Source organism: Delftia sp. WY8 (assembly GCF_018437695.1).
Lineage (GTDB): Bacteria > Pseudomonadota > Gammaproteobacteria > Burkholderiales > Burkholderiaceae_C > Comamonas > Comamonas tsuruhatensis.
Map to the genome: position 1 here is coordinate 2,099,417 of NZ_CP049795.1, position 17,490 is coordinate 2,116,906.

General features: G+C 69.2%; 13 protein-coding genes. 8 read left to right on the forward strand and 5 right to left on the reverse strand.

Annotated features, from left to right (window positions below; translation table 11 throughout):
• Nucleotides 1-155 precede the first annotated feature (155 nt).
• The 3 genes from G4D77_RS09605 to G4D77_RS09615 form a co-directional block, all read right to left on the reverse strand.
• Nucleotides 156-3,155 (reverse strand): cytochrome c, encoded by a 3,000-nt coding sequence (locus tag G4D77_RS09605; protein WP_154835370.1) that lies wholly within the window; start codon nt 3,153-3,155, stop codon nt 156-158.
• Entirely contained in the window at nt 3,152-3,709 is a 558-nt protein-coding gene (locus G4D77_RS09610) for a (2Fe-2S)-binding protein (protein WP_046985986.1), read from the reverse strand. Before G4D77_RS09610 ends, G4D77_RS09605 begins: the two co-directional genes overlap by 4 nt.
• Nucleotides 3,710-3,817: 108 nt before the next feature.
• Entirely contained in the window at nt 3,818-4,975 is a 1,158-nt protein-coding gene (locus G4D77_RS09615; protein WP_016449030.1) for an FAD-dependent monooxygenase, read from the reverse strand.
• Nucleotides 4,976-5,298: 323 nt separating this feature from the next.
• On the opposite strand from G4D77_RS09615, the gene G4D77_RS09620 reads away from it, so the two are divergent.
• From G4D77_RS09620 to G4D77_RS09640, 5 genes are all read left to right on the forward strand, one after another.
• Nucleotides 5,299-6,087 (forward strand): maleate cis-trans isomerase family protein, encoded by a 789-nt coding sequence (locus G4D77_RS09620; RefSeq protein WP_043824574.1) that lies wholly within the window; start codon nt 5,299-5,301, stop codon nt 6,085-6,087.
• A gap of 11 nt (nt 6,088-6,098) precedes the next feature.
• Nucleotides 6,099-6,944: an alpha/beta fold hydrolase gene (locus G4D77_RS09625; RefSeq protein WP_074923075.1), complete on the forward strand. Its 846-nt coding sequence runs from the start codon at nt 6,099-6,101 to the stop codon at nt 6,942-6,944.
• A 50-nt stretch (nt 6,945-6,994) separates the two neighbouring features.
• On the forward strand, nt 6,995-8,080 hold the full coding sequence (locus G4D77_RS09630; RefSeq protein WP_012203775.1) for a 2,5-dihydroxypyridine 5,6-dioxygenase NicX family protein: 1,086 nt from the start codon (nt 6,995-6,997) through the stop codon (nt 8,078-8,080).
• Entirely contained in the window at nt 8,077-8,772 is a 696-nt protein-coding gene (locus G4D77_RS09635; RefSeq protein WP_012203774.1) for an N-carbamoylsarcosine amidohydrolase, read from the forward strand. The genes G4D77_RS09630 and G4D77_RS09635 overlap by 4 nt, the downstream gene beginning before the upstream one ends.
• Before the next feature lie 107 nt (nt 8,773-8,879).
• Nucleotides 8,880-11,204 carry a xanthine dehydrogenase family protein molybdopterin-binding subunit gene (locus G4D77_RS09640; RefSeq protein WP_154835374.1) on the forward strand — a complete coding sequence of 775 codons (2,325 nt, stop codon included), beginning with the start codon at nt 8,880-8,882 and terminating at the stop codon, nt 11,202-11,204.
• On the opposite strand, the gene G4D77_RS09645 is transcribed toward G4D77_RS09640, so the two are convergent.
• Nucleotides 11,201-12,169 carry a LysR family transcriptional regulator gene (locus G4D77_RS09645; RefSeq protein ID WP_154835376.1) on the reverse strand — a complete coding sequence of 323 codons (969 nt, stop codon included), beginning with the start codon at nt 12,167-12,169 and terminating at the stop codon, nt 11,201-11,203. The two genes, G4D77_RS09640 and G4D77_RS09645, sit on opposite strands and share 4 nt — an antisense overlap.
• A gap of 19 nt (nt 12,170-12,188) precedes the next feature.
• The gene (gene apbC / locus G4D77_RS09650; protein WP_154835378.1) at nt 12,189-13,280 is read right to left on the reverse strand and encodes an iron-sulfur cluster carrier protein ApbC; all 1,092 of its coding nucleotides are present in this window, start codon (nt 13,278-13,280) and stop codon (nt 12,189-12,191) included.
• Between the two features lie 138 nt (nt 13,281-13,418).
• Here apbC and G4D77_RS09655 point away from each other — a divergent pair, with 138 nt between their 5' ends.
• The 3 genes from G4D77_RS09655 (at nt 13,419) to metG (ending at nt 17,479) form a co-directional block, all read left to right on the forward strand.
• Nucleotides 13,419-13,979 (forward strand): restriction endonuclease, encoded by a 561-nt coding sequence (locus tag G4D77_RS09655; RefSeq protein WP_034398227.1) that lies wholly within the window; start codon nt 13,419-13,421, stop codon nt 13,977-13,979.
• 56 nt (nt 13,980-14,035) lie between these two features.
• On the forward strand, nt 14,036-15,274 hold the full coding sequence (locus tag G4D77_RS09660; RefSeq protein ID WP_016454164.1) for a patatin-like phospholipase family protein: 1,239 nt from the start codon (nt 14,036-14,038) through the stop codon (nt 15,272-15,274).
• Nucleotides 15,275-15,412: 138 nt separating this feature from the next.
• Nucleotides 15,413-17,479, forward strand: coding sequence for a methionine--tRNA ligase (gene metG / locus G4D77_RS09665; RefSeq protein WP_017404253.1), 2,067 nt, complete (start codon nt 15,413-15,415; stop codon nt 17,477-17,479).
• The last annotated feature ends 11 nt before the right edge of the window (nt 17,480-17,490 follow it).

Genomic DNA, 17,490 nt, shown 5'->3' on the forward strand with positions numbered 1-17,490 from the left:
CGGACAGGCTGCACATCGACAGCGCCGTCCGTTGTTGCCCATCACCCGTCCCCAGCATCAGATGTCAGGACCCAGGCCCTGGAGAGATTCCAGGGCAAGGTGTCCATATCCGCGGCATCGCCCATGCCGCCGCCCATTGCTGCCCATTGCCGCCCTCAGTGCGCATGCGCCTGTGCCTGCATGCGCAGCCGGTTAATCGTCTTCATGTCGTCTGGCCAAGCTTTTTCCTCCGGTGCAAATCGTTCGCGCAAATATCCGAGCAGGTCCGCGATCTGCCTGTCGTCCAGGCTGTCCCCGAAGCCGGGCATGTAGCCCAGCGCATCGTCGGCCGGCGCCTGTATGCCGTTCAGGATCACCTGGACCAGGTTGTCGGGGCTGGCCGCATGCAGGTTGGTGTTCAGGGCCAGCTGCGGCTTGACGCCGAACAATGTGGGACCGCTGCCCGCCTCATGGCAGACGGCGCAGGCGTTCTGGTAGATGCGCTCGCCATTGGCGTGGCGGTCCAGGGCCATGGCAGGTGGCGCCGCAGGCGCCGCCGCCTGCACGGCGGCCGGCGCCGGTGCCGGCATGGCCGGGGCGGCCTGGGCGGCCTGTGGTGCCTGTGGGGCCTGGCCCGGCAGTTCCATCAGGTAGGTGGCCATGGCGCGCACATCGGCTTCGGGCAACTGGGCCAGGCCGTGGATGACGGGCGCCATGGGGCCGGCCGCCACGCCGTGGCGGGCCGAGAAGCCGGTGCGCAGGTACTGGTACAGCTCCTCGCGGCTCCAGGGCAGCTTGCCGCCGGCCAGTTGATTGAGCGCGGGCGCCGTCCAGCCTTCGGCCTCGCCGCCGCCAAGGTAGTGGATGCCGGTCTTTTCGGCACCCAGCGCATTGCGCGGCGAGTGGCAGGCCGCGCAGTGGCCCGCGCCTTCGACCAGGTAGGCGCCCCGGTTCCATTCGGCGCTGCGCGCGGGGTCGGCCTTGAAGGGCGTGGCGTCGTGGAACAGCAGGTTCCAGCCCGCCATGGCCGGGCGCAGGTTGTAGGGGAAGGCCAGCTGCGTCTCGGGCGCCTTGGCCTTCACGGCGGGCTGGGACATCAGGTAGCCGTAGAGGGCCTGCAGGTCGCCATCGCTGAGCTTGGCGAAAGCCGTGTACGGGAAGGCCGGGTACAGCTGCCTGCCATCCTGGTGGATGCCGTGGCGCATGGCGCGCTCGAAGGCCGCGTAGGACCAGCGGCCGATGCCGGTTTCGTTGTCGGGTGTGATGTTGGTGGAGTAGATGGTGCCGAACGGCGTCTCCAGCCCGAAGCCGCCGGCATTGGCCGCGCCGCCCGGGGCCGTGTGGCAGACCACGCAGTCGCCCGCAGCCGCCACCAGGCGGCCGCGCTCCAGGGCCTGCGGCGAGTACAGGGAAACGTCGGGCCCGTCGGTCAGCGGCAGGGCCGGCTTCAGCGGCCAGGCCATGGCGGCCATGCCGGCAAGGCCTGCGGCGCCTGCGGCCAGCCAGCCCCAACCACGGCCGGGCCGCGCCGCACCGGGCTCGCCGGCGCCCTCGCCCGCCAGCGCCAGGCGCAGCTGCTCGGGCTGGAAGGGCACTTCGCGCAGGCGCACGCCTGTCGCATGGTGAATGGCGTTGGCAATGGCGGCGGCGGCGGGCAGCGTGGCCACGCCATCCAGCGCCAGATTGCCCTGGCGGATGACCGCGACATCGCCGGGCACATGTTGCGCCAGGCCGGAGCCGGGCTTGGCGATCACATCGAAAGAAGCAGCGGAGGCTGTGGCCTCTGCCCAGTCGTCAAAAGCGGGCGCCGTGCCCAGCAGCCGGCGCGCATCGGCCAGCAGTTGCGGGTCCTGCTGGACGATCTCGGGCCGCGTGCTGGCGGCCTGCGCCGCTTGCAGGCTGCGGCTGTCATGGCCGGCCACGACGCGGGTCACTTCGATCTCGCCCGTTTGCGGGTGCACGGCCACCTCGGCCACCCAGGCGCTCCAGGCATGGAGGTCGGCGCCCTGCGCATCCAGGGTCTGCAGCTGGGCGGTGGCAAAGCCCCGGCCCAGCAGGCGGCCGTCGGCGCCCTGGTGGGATGGTGCCTGCTGCGATGCCTGCGCACGCTCGGCCACCTGCCGGGCCAGATCGCGCACCGGGCCTTCGGGCAGGTGCTGCAGCCGCCATTGCAGCGGATCACGGCCCTGGTCCAGCGCCTGCACATGCCAGTGGCTTTCGCGGGCAAAGACCTGGGCGGCATTCAGATCATCGACGCCGGCATGCCGCAGGCTGGCGGCCAGCCTGCGTTCATGCACTTCGCCGGCATCGAGCACGGTGGCCAGGGCCGCGGCGCGCGCCAGCTCGGGCTGGCTCAACAGGCGCGCCATGCTGGGGCGCACGGCCCAGGGCGTGTCGGACAGCAGCAGGTCTGGCTGCGGCGATGCATTGCCCGGCTGAGGCTGCACCACCGTGTCGGCTTCAAGCCCTTGCGAAGGCTGCGCGTCCACGCGCAGCACCAGCTCCCGGCTGTCTGCGCTGCCCGCAGCAGTCCAGGCCTCGCAGGCCACGCTGACGGGCCGGCCCACGGCCTGGGACAGCAGGGCCGCATCGGCCGCTGCGTCCATGAGATCCAGCACATGCGGGGTGCCGGCCGCCGTGGCCGGCAGGCTGAACAGCCGCAGCGCGGACTCGGGGCATTGCAGCAATGCGGCCAGTTCGCGGCCGATCATCTGCCGCGCATCCGCGTCACAGGGCGGCAGCCAGACGCTGGCATGGCCGTCCAGGCACCACACGGCTGCGCGTGCGGCACCCTCGCAAGACACGGGCGCCGCCATGCGCCAGACATAGCGGCCGGCATCGGGCAGGTCGGCCTTGCCAGCCTTGCCAGCCTTGTCGGCTCTGTCGGCAGCACGGGGCGCGCTGGCGGCCCTGGCTTCCTGCCGGTCATCCCAGGCAGGGGCCAGGCCGGCAGCGGCCTGCCGGGCATGGACAGGCGCCACGGCCACCACACCCAGAAAATGCCCGCGCTGCACCGCGGCCACCACGCCAGCCATGGCCTGGGCGTCCTGCAACCGTGCATGCAGGGGCACGCTGCCCCGGTAGCGCAGACCGTCCCAGGCCGCGACGGGCGGGCGCAGCGCCAGGCCGTGCAGCAGGTCGGAAGGCAGGGCGGGTGTGTTGCCGGCCGGGCTCATGGCTGGACCTCGCCCGCGCTGGAAGATGGAAAACCGGGGGGCGCCTGCAGCGCGGCGCGTTGCGCACGCAGCTGCACGGCGCGCAGGGCGGCCTGCATGATTTCCACATGCGTGCCGCAGCGGCACAGGTTGTGGTGCAGCTCGTTGCGCAGCTCCTGCTCGGTGGGATTGGGGTTGCGGCGCAGCAGGGCCTCCACCGTCATGATCATGCCGTTGAGGCAGTAGCCGCACTGGGCCGCCTGGCAGTCGATGAAGGCCTGCTGCGTGGGGCCGGGGCACTGGCGCGAGCCCAGGCCTTCCAGCGTGGTGACCTCGCGGCCCACGGCCGCCCGCACGGGGATCACGCAGGAACGCGCGGCCACGCCATCGATCAGCACCGTGCAGGCGCCGCATTCGCCCAGGCCGCAGCCGTACTTGGGCCCGTTCAGCTCCAGGTCATTGCGCAGCACATGCAGCAGCGCCGTCCCGGGCGCTGCCGGCACCTCGCATGCGCGTGCATTGACCTGCAGGCGGATGGGGTGGGGGGTACTGCTTGGATGGACTGGGGTTCCCATGGGACGAGGCTCTTGCAACTTGGCTGCGGTTCAGGATGTCGGCGTTCTGCGGCCGGACAGGAGTGGGGGGATTCCCTCCCCTCCCCTCGTCCGGCAAGGCAGCGAGTATCAGGCCGCTGCCTTGACCTTGGGCTCGACCAGGGGCACGTTGAACACGTCGTAGCCGAAGCACCAGGACGGATCTTCGTTGGTGCGCAGCCAGGTGTTGTCGTGCGAGATGCGCTGCACCTTGCTGGCGCGCTCGGCACGGTTGGCTTCGTACAGGGCGAAGGCCAGCTCATGGTTGTGCGCGCCGACTTCCTTGAGGCAGCGCGCCAGCATGGCGCCGTCCTCGATGGCCATGGCGGCGCCCTGGGCCATGTGGGGCTTCATGGGGTGGCAGGCATCGCCCAGCAGCACCAGGCGGCCACGGCTCCACAGCGGCAGCGGATCGCGCTCGAGCAGCGACCACTTGGTCACTTCCACGGTGGCGTCGATCAGTGCCTGCACGGTGGGATGCCAGCCCGAGAAGGCCTCGCGCATCTCTTCCTTGCTGCTGGGCAGCCAGCGGTCGTTGAGGTCCCACTTCTCGACGGGCACGCCGGTCACGTAGTACAGCTCGTCGGCCTTGCCGGTGACGAAGTAGGTCATCATGTGGCGGTCATCGCTCCACCACTTCACGCAGGCGTCAAAGGGCAGCATGCCGGCCTTGACTTCGGGCGTGGGGAACACGGCGCGGTGGGCCAGGTAGCCCGCGTACTTGGGCAGCTCCGGGCCCAGGAGTTCCTCGCGGATGCGGGAGTTCACGCCATCGGCGCCGATGACGATGTCGGCCTCCTCGGTCGTGCCGTCGGCAAAGTGCATGACGACCACATTGCCGCGGTCCTCCACCTTGGTCAGGAACTTGCCGTAGGCCATCACGCTGTCGGGCAGGGCCTCGACCAGCAGCGCATGGAAGTCGCCACGGTGCACGGTCAGGTAGCTGGCGCCGTATTCCTTGACGGCGTAGTCGCCCAGCGGAATCTGGGCCAGCACGTCGCCCGTCTGCCAGTGGCGGCTGTACCAGTAGTCGGGATGCGAGCCCTGCTCGTTGAGCGCGTCCTCGATGCCGATGCGGCGCAGGATCTTCATCACATTGGGCCCGACGTGGATGCCGGCTCCCAGGCGCGAGAAGCTGGGCGCCTGCTCATAGACGCGGACATTGAAGCCTTCCTGGAGCAGCAGCTTGGCAGCTGCAGCCCCGCCGAGACCGGCGCCGACAACGGCGATTCGAGGGGATTGAGACACAGTTTTCTCCTTGCAGGAATGTTGAAAGCCAGACGGGGCAACCGTTGCTTCGGCGCGTCCTTGCAGGGTGTAGAGCAGGAAGCGTGCCAGGCAACAAAACACTTAATTCAGGTGTATGCACTTGAATTTTTCAAATCAACGCATGCACCATAGGGCGGCAGAATAAATTGAAGTTCGCCATTTTTGGTGCAATTTCTGCACCAAATAAGTACAAACCCCGAGAAAATTCTCATTTGCAAGGCGGCACGTCTTTTGCAAGAATAAAGCGTACACACTCAGTTGATTCTGATCAGAAACCCTCGAAACTTCGCAAAGGCAAGTCCATGACCAAAACGTTCCGCATCGGCCAGATCGTCCCCAGCTCCAACACCACCATGGAGACCGAGGTGCCGGCCATGCTGCAGGCCCACTCCACGCTGCGCCCGCAGGACCGCTTCACCTTCCACTCCAGCCGCATGCGCATGAAGAAGGTCCAGAAGGAGGAACTGGCCGCCATGGACGCCGAAAGCGACCGCTGCGCGCTGGAGCTGAGCGACGCGCGCGTGGACGTGCTGGGCTATGCCTGCCTGGTGGCCATCATGGCCATGGGCAAGGGCTACCACCGCGTCTCGCAGCAGCGCCTGACCGAGCGCACGGCCAGCAATGGCGCCACCGCCCCGGTGATCACCAGCGCCGGCGCGCTGGTGGAAGCGCTCAAGGTCATGGGCGCCAAGAAGATCGCCCTGGTGGCGCCCTACATGATTCCGCTGACCCAGCTGGTCATGGACTACGTGGCCGCCGAAGGCTTCGAGATCGTGGACTGGCGTGCGCTGGAGATCCCCGACAACCTGGACGTGGGCCGCCACGACCCCGCCAAGCTGCCCGGCATCGTGGCCGGCATGAACTACGCCGACGCCGACGTGATCGTGCTGTCGGCCTGCGTGCAGATGCCCTCGCTGCCGGCCGTGGCCCAGGTCGAGGCCCAGACCGGCAAGCCCGTGCTGACCGCCTCCATCGCCACCACCTATGCCATCCTCAAGGAACTGGGGCTGGACCCCGTGGTGCCGGGCGCGGGTGCGCTGCTGTCGGGCGCCTACCCCTACGACACCGGCAACAGCGCAGCCAAGGCCTGAGGAACACACGCATGACCAGCACCTCCAGCACCCCCAGCACATTCCGCTACGGCGGCAACGTCCATGCCAACGGCATCCGCCAGCACTACCTGCGCTACGGCGGCGCCGAGGGCGAACGCGCGCAGCGCGACGCCGTCATCCTGATCCCCGGCATCACCAGCCCGGCCGTGACCTGGGGCTTCGTGGCCGAGCACCTGGGCCGCCAGTTCGACACCTATGTGCTGGATGTGCGCGGGCGCGGCCTGTCGTCCTCCGGCCCGGGCCTGGACTACAGCCTCGATGCCCAGGCCGCCGACGTGGCCGCCTTCGCCCAGGCCCTGGGCCTGCAGCGCTGGGCGCTGGTCGGCCACTCCATGGGCGGGCGCATCGCCGTGCGCGCCGCGCGCAGCCAGCCGGTGGGGCTCACGCGCCTGGTCATCGTCGATCCGCCGGTCTCCGGCCCCGGCCGCCGCGCCTACCCGGCCGCCCTGCCCTGGTATGTGGACTCCATCCGCCAGGCCACGCTGGGCATGGATGCCGAGGCCATGCGCGCCTTCTGCCCCACCTGGACCGAAGAGCAGCGCCAGCTGCGCGCCCAGTGGCTGCACACCTGCCACGAGCCGGCCATCGTGCAGAGCTTCGAGGACTTCGGCCGTGACGACATCCATGCCGACCTGCCCCGCATCCAGCACCCGCTGCTGCTGGTCACGGCCGAGCGCGGCGACGTGGTGCGCAGCGAGGACGTGGCCGAGTGGCAAGGCCTGGCACCCCAGACCGAGCATGTGCGCGTGCCCAACGCCGGCCACATGATCCCCTGGGACAACGAGGCCGGGTTCTACGTGGCCTTGGGCGATTTCCTCGGCGCGCGGGTGGACTGAATGTCCAACCGCAGCCCACTCCCATCCATCGCGACACCAAGGAGCCGACCATGTCCGTCAGCGATATCGATCTGATCCACGCCTGGAAGCAGGTGCTCACGCTGTCCCGGCTCGAAGCCGGCCAGACCGTCACCGTGCTCACGGGCGCCGACACGCACCCGCAGACGCTGCGCTGCGCCATCGCCGCCTCCAGCGAAATGGGGGCGCGCGTCAACCGCCTGGACCTGCCGCCCGTCAATGCCGAAAAATCACTGAGCCGCGACTCGCTGGCCTACCTGGGCACGACGCCGCTGACCGGCAACCCCGCCGCCATCGCCGCGCTCAAGGCCAGCGACCTGGTGCTGGACCTGATGACGCTGCTGTTCTCGCCCGAGCAGCACGAGATCCTGCAGACCGGCACCAAGATCCTGCTGGCCGTGGAGCCACCCGAGGTGCTGTGCCGCCTGGTGCCCACCGAGGGCGACCGCGCGCGCGTGCAGGCCGCATCCAAGCTGATCGAGGCGGCCGGGCAGATGCACATCACCTCGGCCGCGGGCACCGACCTGCGCTGCCGCCTGGGCAGCTTCCCGGCCATCTGCGAATACGGCTTCGTGGACCAGCCCGGCCGCTGGGACCACTGGCCCAGCGGCTTCGTGCTGACCTGGCCCGACGAGGGCGAGAGCAACGGCCGCGTGGTGCTGGACCGGGGCGACATCCTGCTGCCCATGAAGGACTACGTGACCGAGCCCATCGAACTCGTCATCGAAAAGGGCTACGTCACGCGCATCAGCGGCGGCCTGCAGGCCGACATCCTCAAGGAGTACATGGCCTCCTACGAGGACCCCGAGGCCTACGCCGTCTCCCACATCGGCTGGGGGCTGCAGCCGCGCGCCCACTGGTCCATGCTGGCCCACTACAACAAGGAAACCCACATCGGCATGGACGCCCGCGCCTTCGAGGGCAACTTCCTGTGGTCCATGGGCCCCAACAACGAGGCCGGGGGCAGCCGCACCACGGCCTGCCACATCGACATCCCCATGCGCCACTGCTCGGTGGCGCTGGACGGCAAGCCCACGGTCATCGACGGCGTGGTGCAGGACGAGGAAGGACTGGCGCGCGCCGCCAAAAGGTCCAAGCAAGGAAAGGACATCGCATGACAACCGCCACCGCCACCACCAGCACGCAGAGCGTTCCCACCGAGGGCGTGCAGGGCGACATCTCTGCTGACATCTCGGTTTATGCACGCCAGGGCTTCGGCACGCCGCTGCCGCTCAAGGCCCCGTTCGGCCTGCTCATCATCGACTTCGTCAACGGCTTTGCCGACCCGGCCGTCTTCGGCGGCGGCAACATCCCCGAAGCCATCGCGCAGACGCAGCACTTGCTGGCCCATGCACGCGAGCGCGGCTGGCCCGTGGCGCACAGCCGCATCGTGTTCTCGGACGACGATGCCGACCACAACATCTTCTGCCTGAAGGTGCCCGGCATGCTGACCCTGAAGGAAGACAGCCCCAACAGCGCCATCGTGCCCCAGCTGGCCCCGGCCGCTGGCGAATACGTGGTGCGCAAGAGCACGCCTTCGGCCTTCTTCGGCACCATGCTCGCACCCTGGCTGGCCCAGCGCGGCGTGCAGACCCTGCTGGTGGCCGGCTGCGTGACCAGCGGCTGCGTACGCGCCAGCGTGGTCGATGCCATGCAGTCGGGCTTTCGCCCGCTGGTGGTGGCCGACTGCTGCGGCGACCGCGCCCTGGGCCCGCACGAAGCCAATCTGTTCGACATGGCCCAGAAGTACGCGGCCGTGATGCCGCTGAGCCAGGCCATCGCCGACACCGACGCCCTCGCCGCAGGTTGATCCCACCGCGCCAACGCGCCTATGGGGCCGGCCCTGCGCAGCCGGCCCCGGAGTGCATAACATGCACAGGGCACGCCTGAAAGCGCGCCCGCGAAGAACACCGCCCCATGAACCTGCCCCAGCCCCAAGCCCTGCACGCACAGCTGCTCACGCGCGCCGACACCCTGCTCGTGGTGCGCCAGCCCGTGGCGCCGCCGCGCCCTGCGCCCGGCCAGCCCGGCACGGCCACCGACTATGTGCAGTCCACGCCCGAGGTCTTCGTGGCCGTGCTGGCCGACGAAGCCGCGCCCCAGGGCTGGCGCGCCCTGGCCTTCAACGGCCATGTGGACCTGGGCACGGGCATACGCACGGCGCTGGCGCAGATCGTGGCGGAAGAGCTCGAAGTGCCTTTGGCGCGCCTGGACATGGTGCTGGGCCACACGGCCGCCGCGCCCAACCAGGGCCCGACCATTGCCAGCGCCAGCATCCAGATCTCGGCCGTGCCGCTGCGCCGCGCCGCCGCCCAGGCGCGCGAGCAGCTGCTGGCGCTGGCCGCGCAGCAATGGAGCGTGGCGGCAGACCGGCTCCAGGCGCGCGAAGGCGCGGTGCGCTTTGCCGATGGCAGCGATGCCCGTGAACTCGGCTATGGCGATCTGCTGCGCGGCCAGCAATTGCAGCTGACGCTGGCCCCGCCCGATCAGGAAGTGAAGCTCAAGCCCGCCAGCGAATACCGGCTCGTCGGCCGTGGCGCGGCGCGCGTGGACATCCCTGCCAAGGCCACGGGCGAGCTGAGCTTTGTGCACGATGTGCGCGTGCCCGGCATGCGCCATGGCCGCGTCATCCGCCCTCCGCACCCGGGCCGCGACGGCGGCGATTTCATTGGCCGCTGCCTGGTGGCCGTGGAGCGCGACTCCGTGGCCCACCTGCCCGGCAACGTGCAGGTGGTCACCGAAGGCGACTTCGTCGGCGTGGTCGCCGACCGCGAGGAACAGGCCATTGCCGCCATGCGCGCGCTGCGCGTGCAATGGCAGGCCGTGCCGCCAGCGCCTGACTTATCCGATCTGGCTGCGGCGATACGCGCCAATCCCGCCCAGCAACGCTCGCTGGTGGACCAGGGGTCTGTGGACGACGCCTTCGCCGGCGTCGGCACGGGTACGGCCACCGAACTGCGCCGCAGCTACGTCTGGCCCTACCAGATGCATGCCTCCATCGGCCCGTCCTGCGCCGTGGCCGATTTCAGCGGGGGCCGTCTCAAGCTCTGGGCCGGCACGCAGAACCCCCACATGCTGCGCACCGACCTGGACCGCCTGCTGCAACTGGGCGAGGACCGCATCGAGATCGTGCGCCTGGAGGCGGCCGGCTGCTACGGCCGCAACTGCGCCGACGATGTCTGCGCCGACGCCGCCCTGCTGTCCATGGCCGTGGGTGCGCCCGTGCGCGTGCAGCTCACGCGCGAGCAGGAACACCAGTGGGAGCCCAAGGGCACGGCCCAGCTCATGGACGTGAGCGCGGCCATCGATGCCCAGGGAGAACTGCTGGCCTACGACTTTGCCGTGCGCTACCCCTCCAACGACGCGCCGCTGCTGGCCCTGCTGCTCACGGGCCGCATCCCGGGCGAGCCGCGTACGCTGGAGATGGGCGACCGCACCGCCGTGCCGCCCTACCGCTACGCCAGCCAGCGCATCACCTGCCATGACATGGCGCCCATCGTGCGCTCGTCCTGGCTGCGCGGCGTCTCGGCCCTGCCCAATTCCTTTGCCCACGATTGCATGATCGACGAGCTGGCCCATGCCGCCGGTGCCGATCCCGTGGACTACCGTGTTCGCCACCTCGATGACCCGCGCGCCGTCGAGCTGATCGAGGCCACGGCACGCCACGCAGGCTGGCAGCAAAACCAGCCGGGAAGCCGGGGCCGCCCCGGCGCCGACGGCCTGCTGCACGGGCGCGGCGTGGCCTATGCGCGCTATATCCACAGCCGCTTTCCCGGCTTCGGCGCGGCCTGGGCCGCCTGGGTCATCGACATCGACGTGGACCCCGTCAGCGGCCGCATCGCCGTGCGGCGCCTGGTCGTGGGCCAGGACACGGGAATGATGGTCAACCCCGACGGCGTGCGCCACCAGATCCACGGCAATGTCATCCAGACCCTAAGCCGCAGCCTGATGGAGAAGGTCGCCTTCAATGCGCAAGGCGTGGCCAGCCGCGAATGGGGCAGCTACCCCATCATCGGCTTCCGCGACCTGCCCCCCATCGAAGTGGTGCTGATGCCGCGCCAGGACGAGCCCCCCATGGGCGCAGGCGAATCGGCCTCGGTGCCCGGCCCGGCCGCGCTGGCCAATGCGCTGTTCGACGCCACCGGCAGGCGCTTCTACGCCGCGCCCTTCACGCCCGACGTGGTGCGCGCCGCATTGAATGCCGCGCCGAACGCCACGCCAGAGACTGCACAGCCCGCCTAGTCTTTCAGCGCCCCCGCATGCCGCAGGCACTGCGCACGCCAACCGGCGTCGTCCTGCAGTTGCAGCGCCGCCTGCAGCGCGCGCGTGGGCGCCACGCCCTGCTGAGCCATGAAGCCTATGGGGGTGACCAATTCGGGCGAGCGCAGCGGCCGGGCCACCAGGCCCGGCATGTGGCGCACCGTGGCCACCATGGCGCCGGGCAGCACGGTGGTCATGCCATCCGTTCCTTGCGCCACGGCCATCACCAGGGTCAGCACCGAGTTGGTTTCCATGGCGGGCTGCACGGCCATGTCCACGGCGGCGAAGGTCTCGTCGATCACCGTGCGGTTGTGCATGTCGGGCGTGAGCAGGCACAGCGGCATGCCGGCCACTTCGCGCCAGGCGATGTCGGCGCCAAAGGCAAAGGGCCGGCCCTCGCCCTGCACATCGCGGTACTCGCGACACTCGCGGCACAGCAGGTAGTAATGCTCCTCGTACTGCGGCCAGGACTGCAGGCGCGGTCCGCGCGGCGGCATGCGCGCGCTGTAGCCCAGGGCCAGGTCCAGCGACAGGTCTTCGAGCCCGCTCTCGATCTCGGCCGAGCTCATGGACAGCACCACGGGCGTGATGCCCGGATGGTGCTCGCGCAGCAGGGCCGCAAAGCGCGTGAGCATGGGCATGGCCGTGGGCACGGCCGCCATGCGCAGCTGCCCGCGCAGCGCGCCGGCGGCGGCGCTCAGTTCCTGGCGCAGGCCTTCCTCGGCCCGCAGCATGGCCAGGGCCGTGGCCAGCACCTGATCGCCCTCGGGCGTGAAGCCCGCGAACGAGCGGCCCCGGCGCACGATGACCGTGCCGAACTCCTCCTCCAGCGCGCGCAGCGCATTGGACAGCGCCGGCTGGGTGATGTGGCATGCCAGCGCCGCGCGGCCGAAATGGCGGTGCTCGTTGAGCGCCGCCAGATACCGCATCGAGGTCAGCAGGTTCATGCCGGCAGCGCCAGAAGGGTCAGGTTCCCTGGCTCACCGTGATGGTGGGGAACTTGCTCGTGAAATCGCGTGCCTTGAGCGCCACCTTCACGGCCAGATCGCGCGCCACCTTCTTGTAGATCTGCGCGGCTTCGCTGTCGGGCTCGGCCACCACGGTGGGCTTGCCGCTGTCGGCCTGCAGGCGGATCTGCAGCGACAGGGGCAGGGCGCCCAGGTAGTCGATGCCGTACTCGGCCGCCATCTGCTTGCCGCCCTCGACGCCGAAGATGTGCTCCACATGGCCGCAGTTGGTGCAGACGTGGGCCGCCATGTTCTCGACCAGGCCCAGGATGGGCACGCCCACCTTCTCGAACATCTTCACGCCCTTCTTGGCGTCGATCAGCGCGATGTCCTGGGGCGTGGTGACGACCACGGCGCCCGTCATGGGCACGCGCTGGGCCAGCGTCAGCTGGATGTCGCCGGTGCCGGGCGGCATGTCCACCAGCAGGTAGTCCAGATCCTTCCAGTTGGTCTGGCGCAGCATCTGCTCCAGCGCCTGCGTGGCCATGGGGCCGCGCCAGATCATGGCCTGGTCGTTGTTGACCAGGAAGCCGATGGACATGACCTGCACGCCATGGCTTTCCATGGGCTCCATGGTCTTGCCGTCGGGGCTTTCGGGACGGCCCGAGATGCCCATCATCATGGGCTGGCTGGGGCCGTAGATGTCGGCATCCAGGATGCCCACGCGCGCGCCCTCGGCGGCCAGCGCCAGCGCCAGATTGGCCGTGGTCGTGCTCTTGCCCACGCCGCCCTTGCCGGACGAGATGGCGATGATGTTCTTGACGCCCGGCAGCAATTGCACGCCGCGCTGCACCGCATGCGCGGCGACCTTGGACGTGATGTTGACCGAGACATTGCCCACGCCCTCGACGGTCTTGGCCGCCGCGACGAACTGGCCGCGCAGCGCCGGCACCAGGCTTTGCGCCGGATAGCCCATCTCCACGTCGAAGGCCACGTCGGCCCCCGTGACCTGCAGGTTGCGCAGGGCGCGGGTGCTCACATAGTCCTTGCCGGTGTGGGGGTCGAGCACGCTGGAGAGCGCGGCCAAGAGCGCTTGTTCTGTGACTGCCATTGCTTTGATTACTCCTAGAGCCGGATAGTCTATCCAAGGCACCATCCCCTCGCTCACGCGAGACAATGCGGGCCTTGCTGCCTTTGCGGCCCCTGTTACCGCCTTTTTCCGCGAAAGATCCGCCCCGTGAAATTCAAGATGGCCCACAACTCCCTGTTCGCGATCCTGCTGCGCTCGCGCTGGTGGATCAGCATCGCGCTGGCCGCGCTGGTGACCCTGGTGTCCACGGCGCTGCTGCCCAAGGACATCGCGCCATTCGCCGCCATCACCGCCCTGCCCTTCTTCGGCATAGGCTGCGTTGCCGCCTGGCGCCAGCTGCGCGCGCCCAGCCCCGCCAAGGTGGAGCAGGCCCTGGAGATCGCCGCCCAGCAAAGCTGGCGCGAGTTCGCCGATCGGCTCGATCGCGCCTGGCAGGCCGAGGGCTACACCGTGACCCGCCTGTCCGATAAGGACGGCGCCGACTTCGTGCTGGAACGCGAAGGCCGCACCACCGTGGCCAGCGCCAAGCGCTGGAAGGCCGGCGTGCACGGCATGGAGCCGCTGCGCGCCCTGCTGGCCGCAGGCCAGGCGCGCGATGCGGCCACGGTCTGCTACCTGTCGCTGCAGCCGCCGGCCGAGAATGCAGCCGCCTGGGCCAAGCAGCAGGGCATCGCCCTGATCTCCGGCAAGGACCTGGGCTCCCTGCTGGCCAAGGCCTGATCCCTTCGGGGTCATCCCCTGATCTGATGACGGCCGGCGCGCGGCACACTCCAGGCATGCCCGATGCCGCGCCCTCACCCGACTCCAGCCTCCCTCCCCCCAGCACCGGACTGCTGCTCAGCGGCGGCGGCGCCCGCGCCGCCTACCAGGCCGGCGTGCTGGAGGCCATTGCCGAGATACGCCGCGCCTGCGGCCAGCAGCATGGCCCCAATCCCTTCCCCATCCTGGTCGGCACTTCTGCCGGCGCCATCAACGCGGCCGCCCTGGCCTGCGGCAGCGACCATTTCGACCGGGCCGTGCGCCGCATGTCGCGCATCTGGCGCAACCTGCGGCCCGAGGACATCTACCTGTCCGACTCGCTGAGCGTGCTGCGCAGCGGCGCGCGCTGGCTGACCCTGCTGTCCCTGGGCTGGGCCCTGGCGCGCTGGGGCCGCATGCGCCCGCGCTCGCTGCTGGACAACCAGCCGCTGGGCCGCCTGCTGTCGTGTGGCCTGGTTCCGCTGGAACGCCTGCCGCAATTGATCGCGGACGGCCACCTGCGTGCGCTGGCGGTCTCGGCCTCCAGCTACACCACCAGCGAGCATGTGACCTTCTGCCAGGCGCAGGACCAGCTCCAGCCCTGGGTGCGCAACCAGCGCAAGGCCGCCGCCGCCCAGATCACGCACGCGCACCTGCTGGCCTCCTCGGCCATTCCCTTCATCTTTCCGGCCACGCCGCTGCCGCTGGACGGCGCCACCGAATACTTCGGCGACGGCTCCATGCGCCAGACCGCGCCGCTGGCGCCCGCCATCCACCTGGGCGCAGAGCGCATCCTCGTCGTGGGCGCGGGCCGGCGCACCGAGCCGCCGGCCAGGCCGCCGCCAGAAGGCGCAAGCTACCCGTCGCTGGCCCACATCGCGGGCCACACGCTGTCGAGCATCTTCCTGGACGCCCTGTCCCTGGACGTGGAGCGCGCCGAGCGCATCAACCAGACCCTGGCCCTGATCCCGCCCGCCGACCGCGAACGCAGCCGGCTGCGCCCGCTGCAGCTGCTGGTCATCTCGCCGTCCGAGCGCATAGACGCGATCGCCGCGCGCCACGTGGGCCAGCTGCCGCTGCCCATGCGCACCCTGCTGGGTGCCCTGGGCGTGCGCCAGGACGCCAGCGACCCGCGCGGCGCCGCCCTGGCCAGCTACCTGTTGTTCGAGCGCAGCTTCACCCGCGAACTCATGGCCCTGGGCCGGCGCGACGCGCTGGCGCGGCGCAGCGATATCGAGCAGTTCCTGGGCTGGCAGCGCCCGCTGGTCGCCAGCTGACGCCTGCAGCCAACAGGCCTGGCGCAGCGAAGGCCCGCAACAACTCCCCGTATGTCCGCCTGCACGGAAAAGCCATCGCCGCCCCACAACCGCCCAGCCCTTCTAGAATGTCAGGTTCCCCCGAGAAAGCCGCCATCCATGACCGCACGCAAACTCTTCGTCACCACCGCCCTGCCGTACGCCAACGGCAACTTCCACATCGGCCACATCATGGAATACATCCAGGCCGACACCTGGGTGCGTGCGCAGCGAATGCAGGGCAACGCGGTCAACTTCGTGGGTGCCGATGACGCCCACGGCGCGCCCATCATGATTGCGGCCGAGAAGGCCGGCAAGACGCCCCAGCAGTTCGTGGCCGACATCGCCGCAGGCCGCAAGCAGTACCTGGACGGCTTCCACATCGCCTTCGACAACTGGCACAACACCGATGCGCCCGAGAACCACGCGCTGGCCCAGCAGATCTACAGGGACCTGAAGGCTGCCGGCTTTATCGAGACGCGCACCATCGAGCAGTTCTTCGACCCCGAGAAGAACATGTTCCTGCCCGACCGCTTCATCAAGGGCGAATGCCCGCGCTGCCACGCCAAGGACCAGTACGGCGACAACTGCGAGGTCTGCAGCGCCGTCTACGCGCCCACCGACCTGATCAACCCCTACTCGGCGCTGTCCGGCGCCAAGCCCGTGCTCAAGAGCTCGGAGCATTTCTTCTTCAAGCTGTCGGACCCGCGCTGCGTGGAATTCCTGACCGAATGGACCCAGGACGGCCAGCATGTGCAGCCCGAGGTGGCCAACAAGATCAAGGAATGGTTCAGCGTGCGCACCAACCCGGACGGCACGACCAGCGAGGGCCTGGGCGACTGGGACATCTCGCGCGACGCGCCCTACTTCGGCATCGAGATCCCCGATGCGCCGGGCAAGTACTTCTACGTCTGGCTGGACGCGCCCGTGGGCTACCTGGCCTCGCTCAAGAACCTGCTGGACCGCCGTGGCGAGGACTACGAGGCCTACATGGCCGACCCCGCGCTGGAGCAGTACCACTTCATCGGCAAGGACATCATCACCTTCCACACGCTGTTCTGGCCCGCCATGCTCAAGTTCAGCGGCCGCAAGACGCCCACCAAGATCTGCGTGCACGGCTTCATGACTGTGAACAACGGCGAGAAGATGAGCAAGAGCCGCGGCACCGGCCTGGACCCGCTCAAGTACCTGGGCCTGCAGATGAACCCCGAGTGGCTGCGCTACTACCTGGGCGCCAAGCTCAACGGCAAGAATGAAGACATCGACTTCAACCCCGATGACTTCATGGCCCGCGTCAACTCCGACCTGATCGGCAAGTACGTGAACATCGCCTCGCGCGCGGCCGGCTTCATCGCCAAGCGCTTCGACGGCAAGCTGGGCACGGTCAGCGAAGACGGCCAGGCCCTGCTGGCCCAGCTGCGCGGCCAGAGCGAGGCCGTTGTCCAGGCCTTCGAGAACCGCGACACGGCCCGCGCCGTGCGCGAGATCATGCAGCTGTGCGACCGCGTCAACGAATACGTGGATGCCAACAAGCCCTGGGAGCTGGCCAAGCAGGAAGGCATGGACGCCCGCCTGCAGGACGTGTGCACCACCTGCATCGAGGCCTTCCGCCTGCTGACCATCTACCTGAAGCCCATCCTGCCGGCCGTGGCCGAACAGGTGGAAGGCTTCCTGAACGTGGCGCCGCTGCAGTTCGCCGACGCACAGAACCTGCTGGGCGCCGGCCATGCCATCGGCCTGTACAAGCACCTGATGCAGCGCGTGGACGTCAAGCAGCTGGAGGCCCTGTTCGAGGCCCCCGAGCCCGTGGTCGAGAAGGTCCTGCCCGGCGGCGAGGAAATTGCCGAAACCATCAGCATCGACGACTTCGCCAAGGTGGACCTGCGCATCGCCAAGATCGTGGAATGCAAGCCCGTGGAAGGCTCGACCAAGCTGCTGCAGCTCACGCTGGACGTGGGCGAAGGCAAGACACGCAACGTGTTCTCCGGCATCTCCAGCATGTACCAGCCCGAGCAGCTGCAGGGCAAGCTCACCGTGATGGTGGCCAACCTGGCGCCGCGCAAGATGAAGTTCGGCATCTCCGAAGGCATGGTGCTGGCCGCCAGCCACGCCGATGAGAAAAGCAATCCCGGCATCTATGTGCTGGAGCCTTTCCCAGGCGCCACCCCCGGCATGCGTATCCACTGAAGCAAGCCATC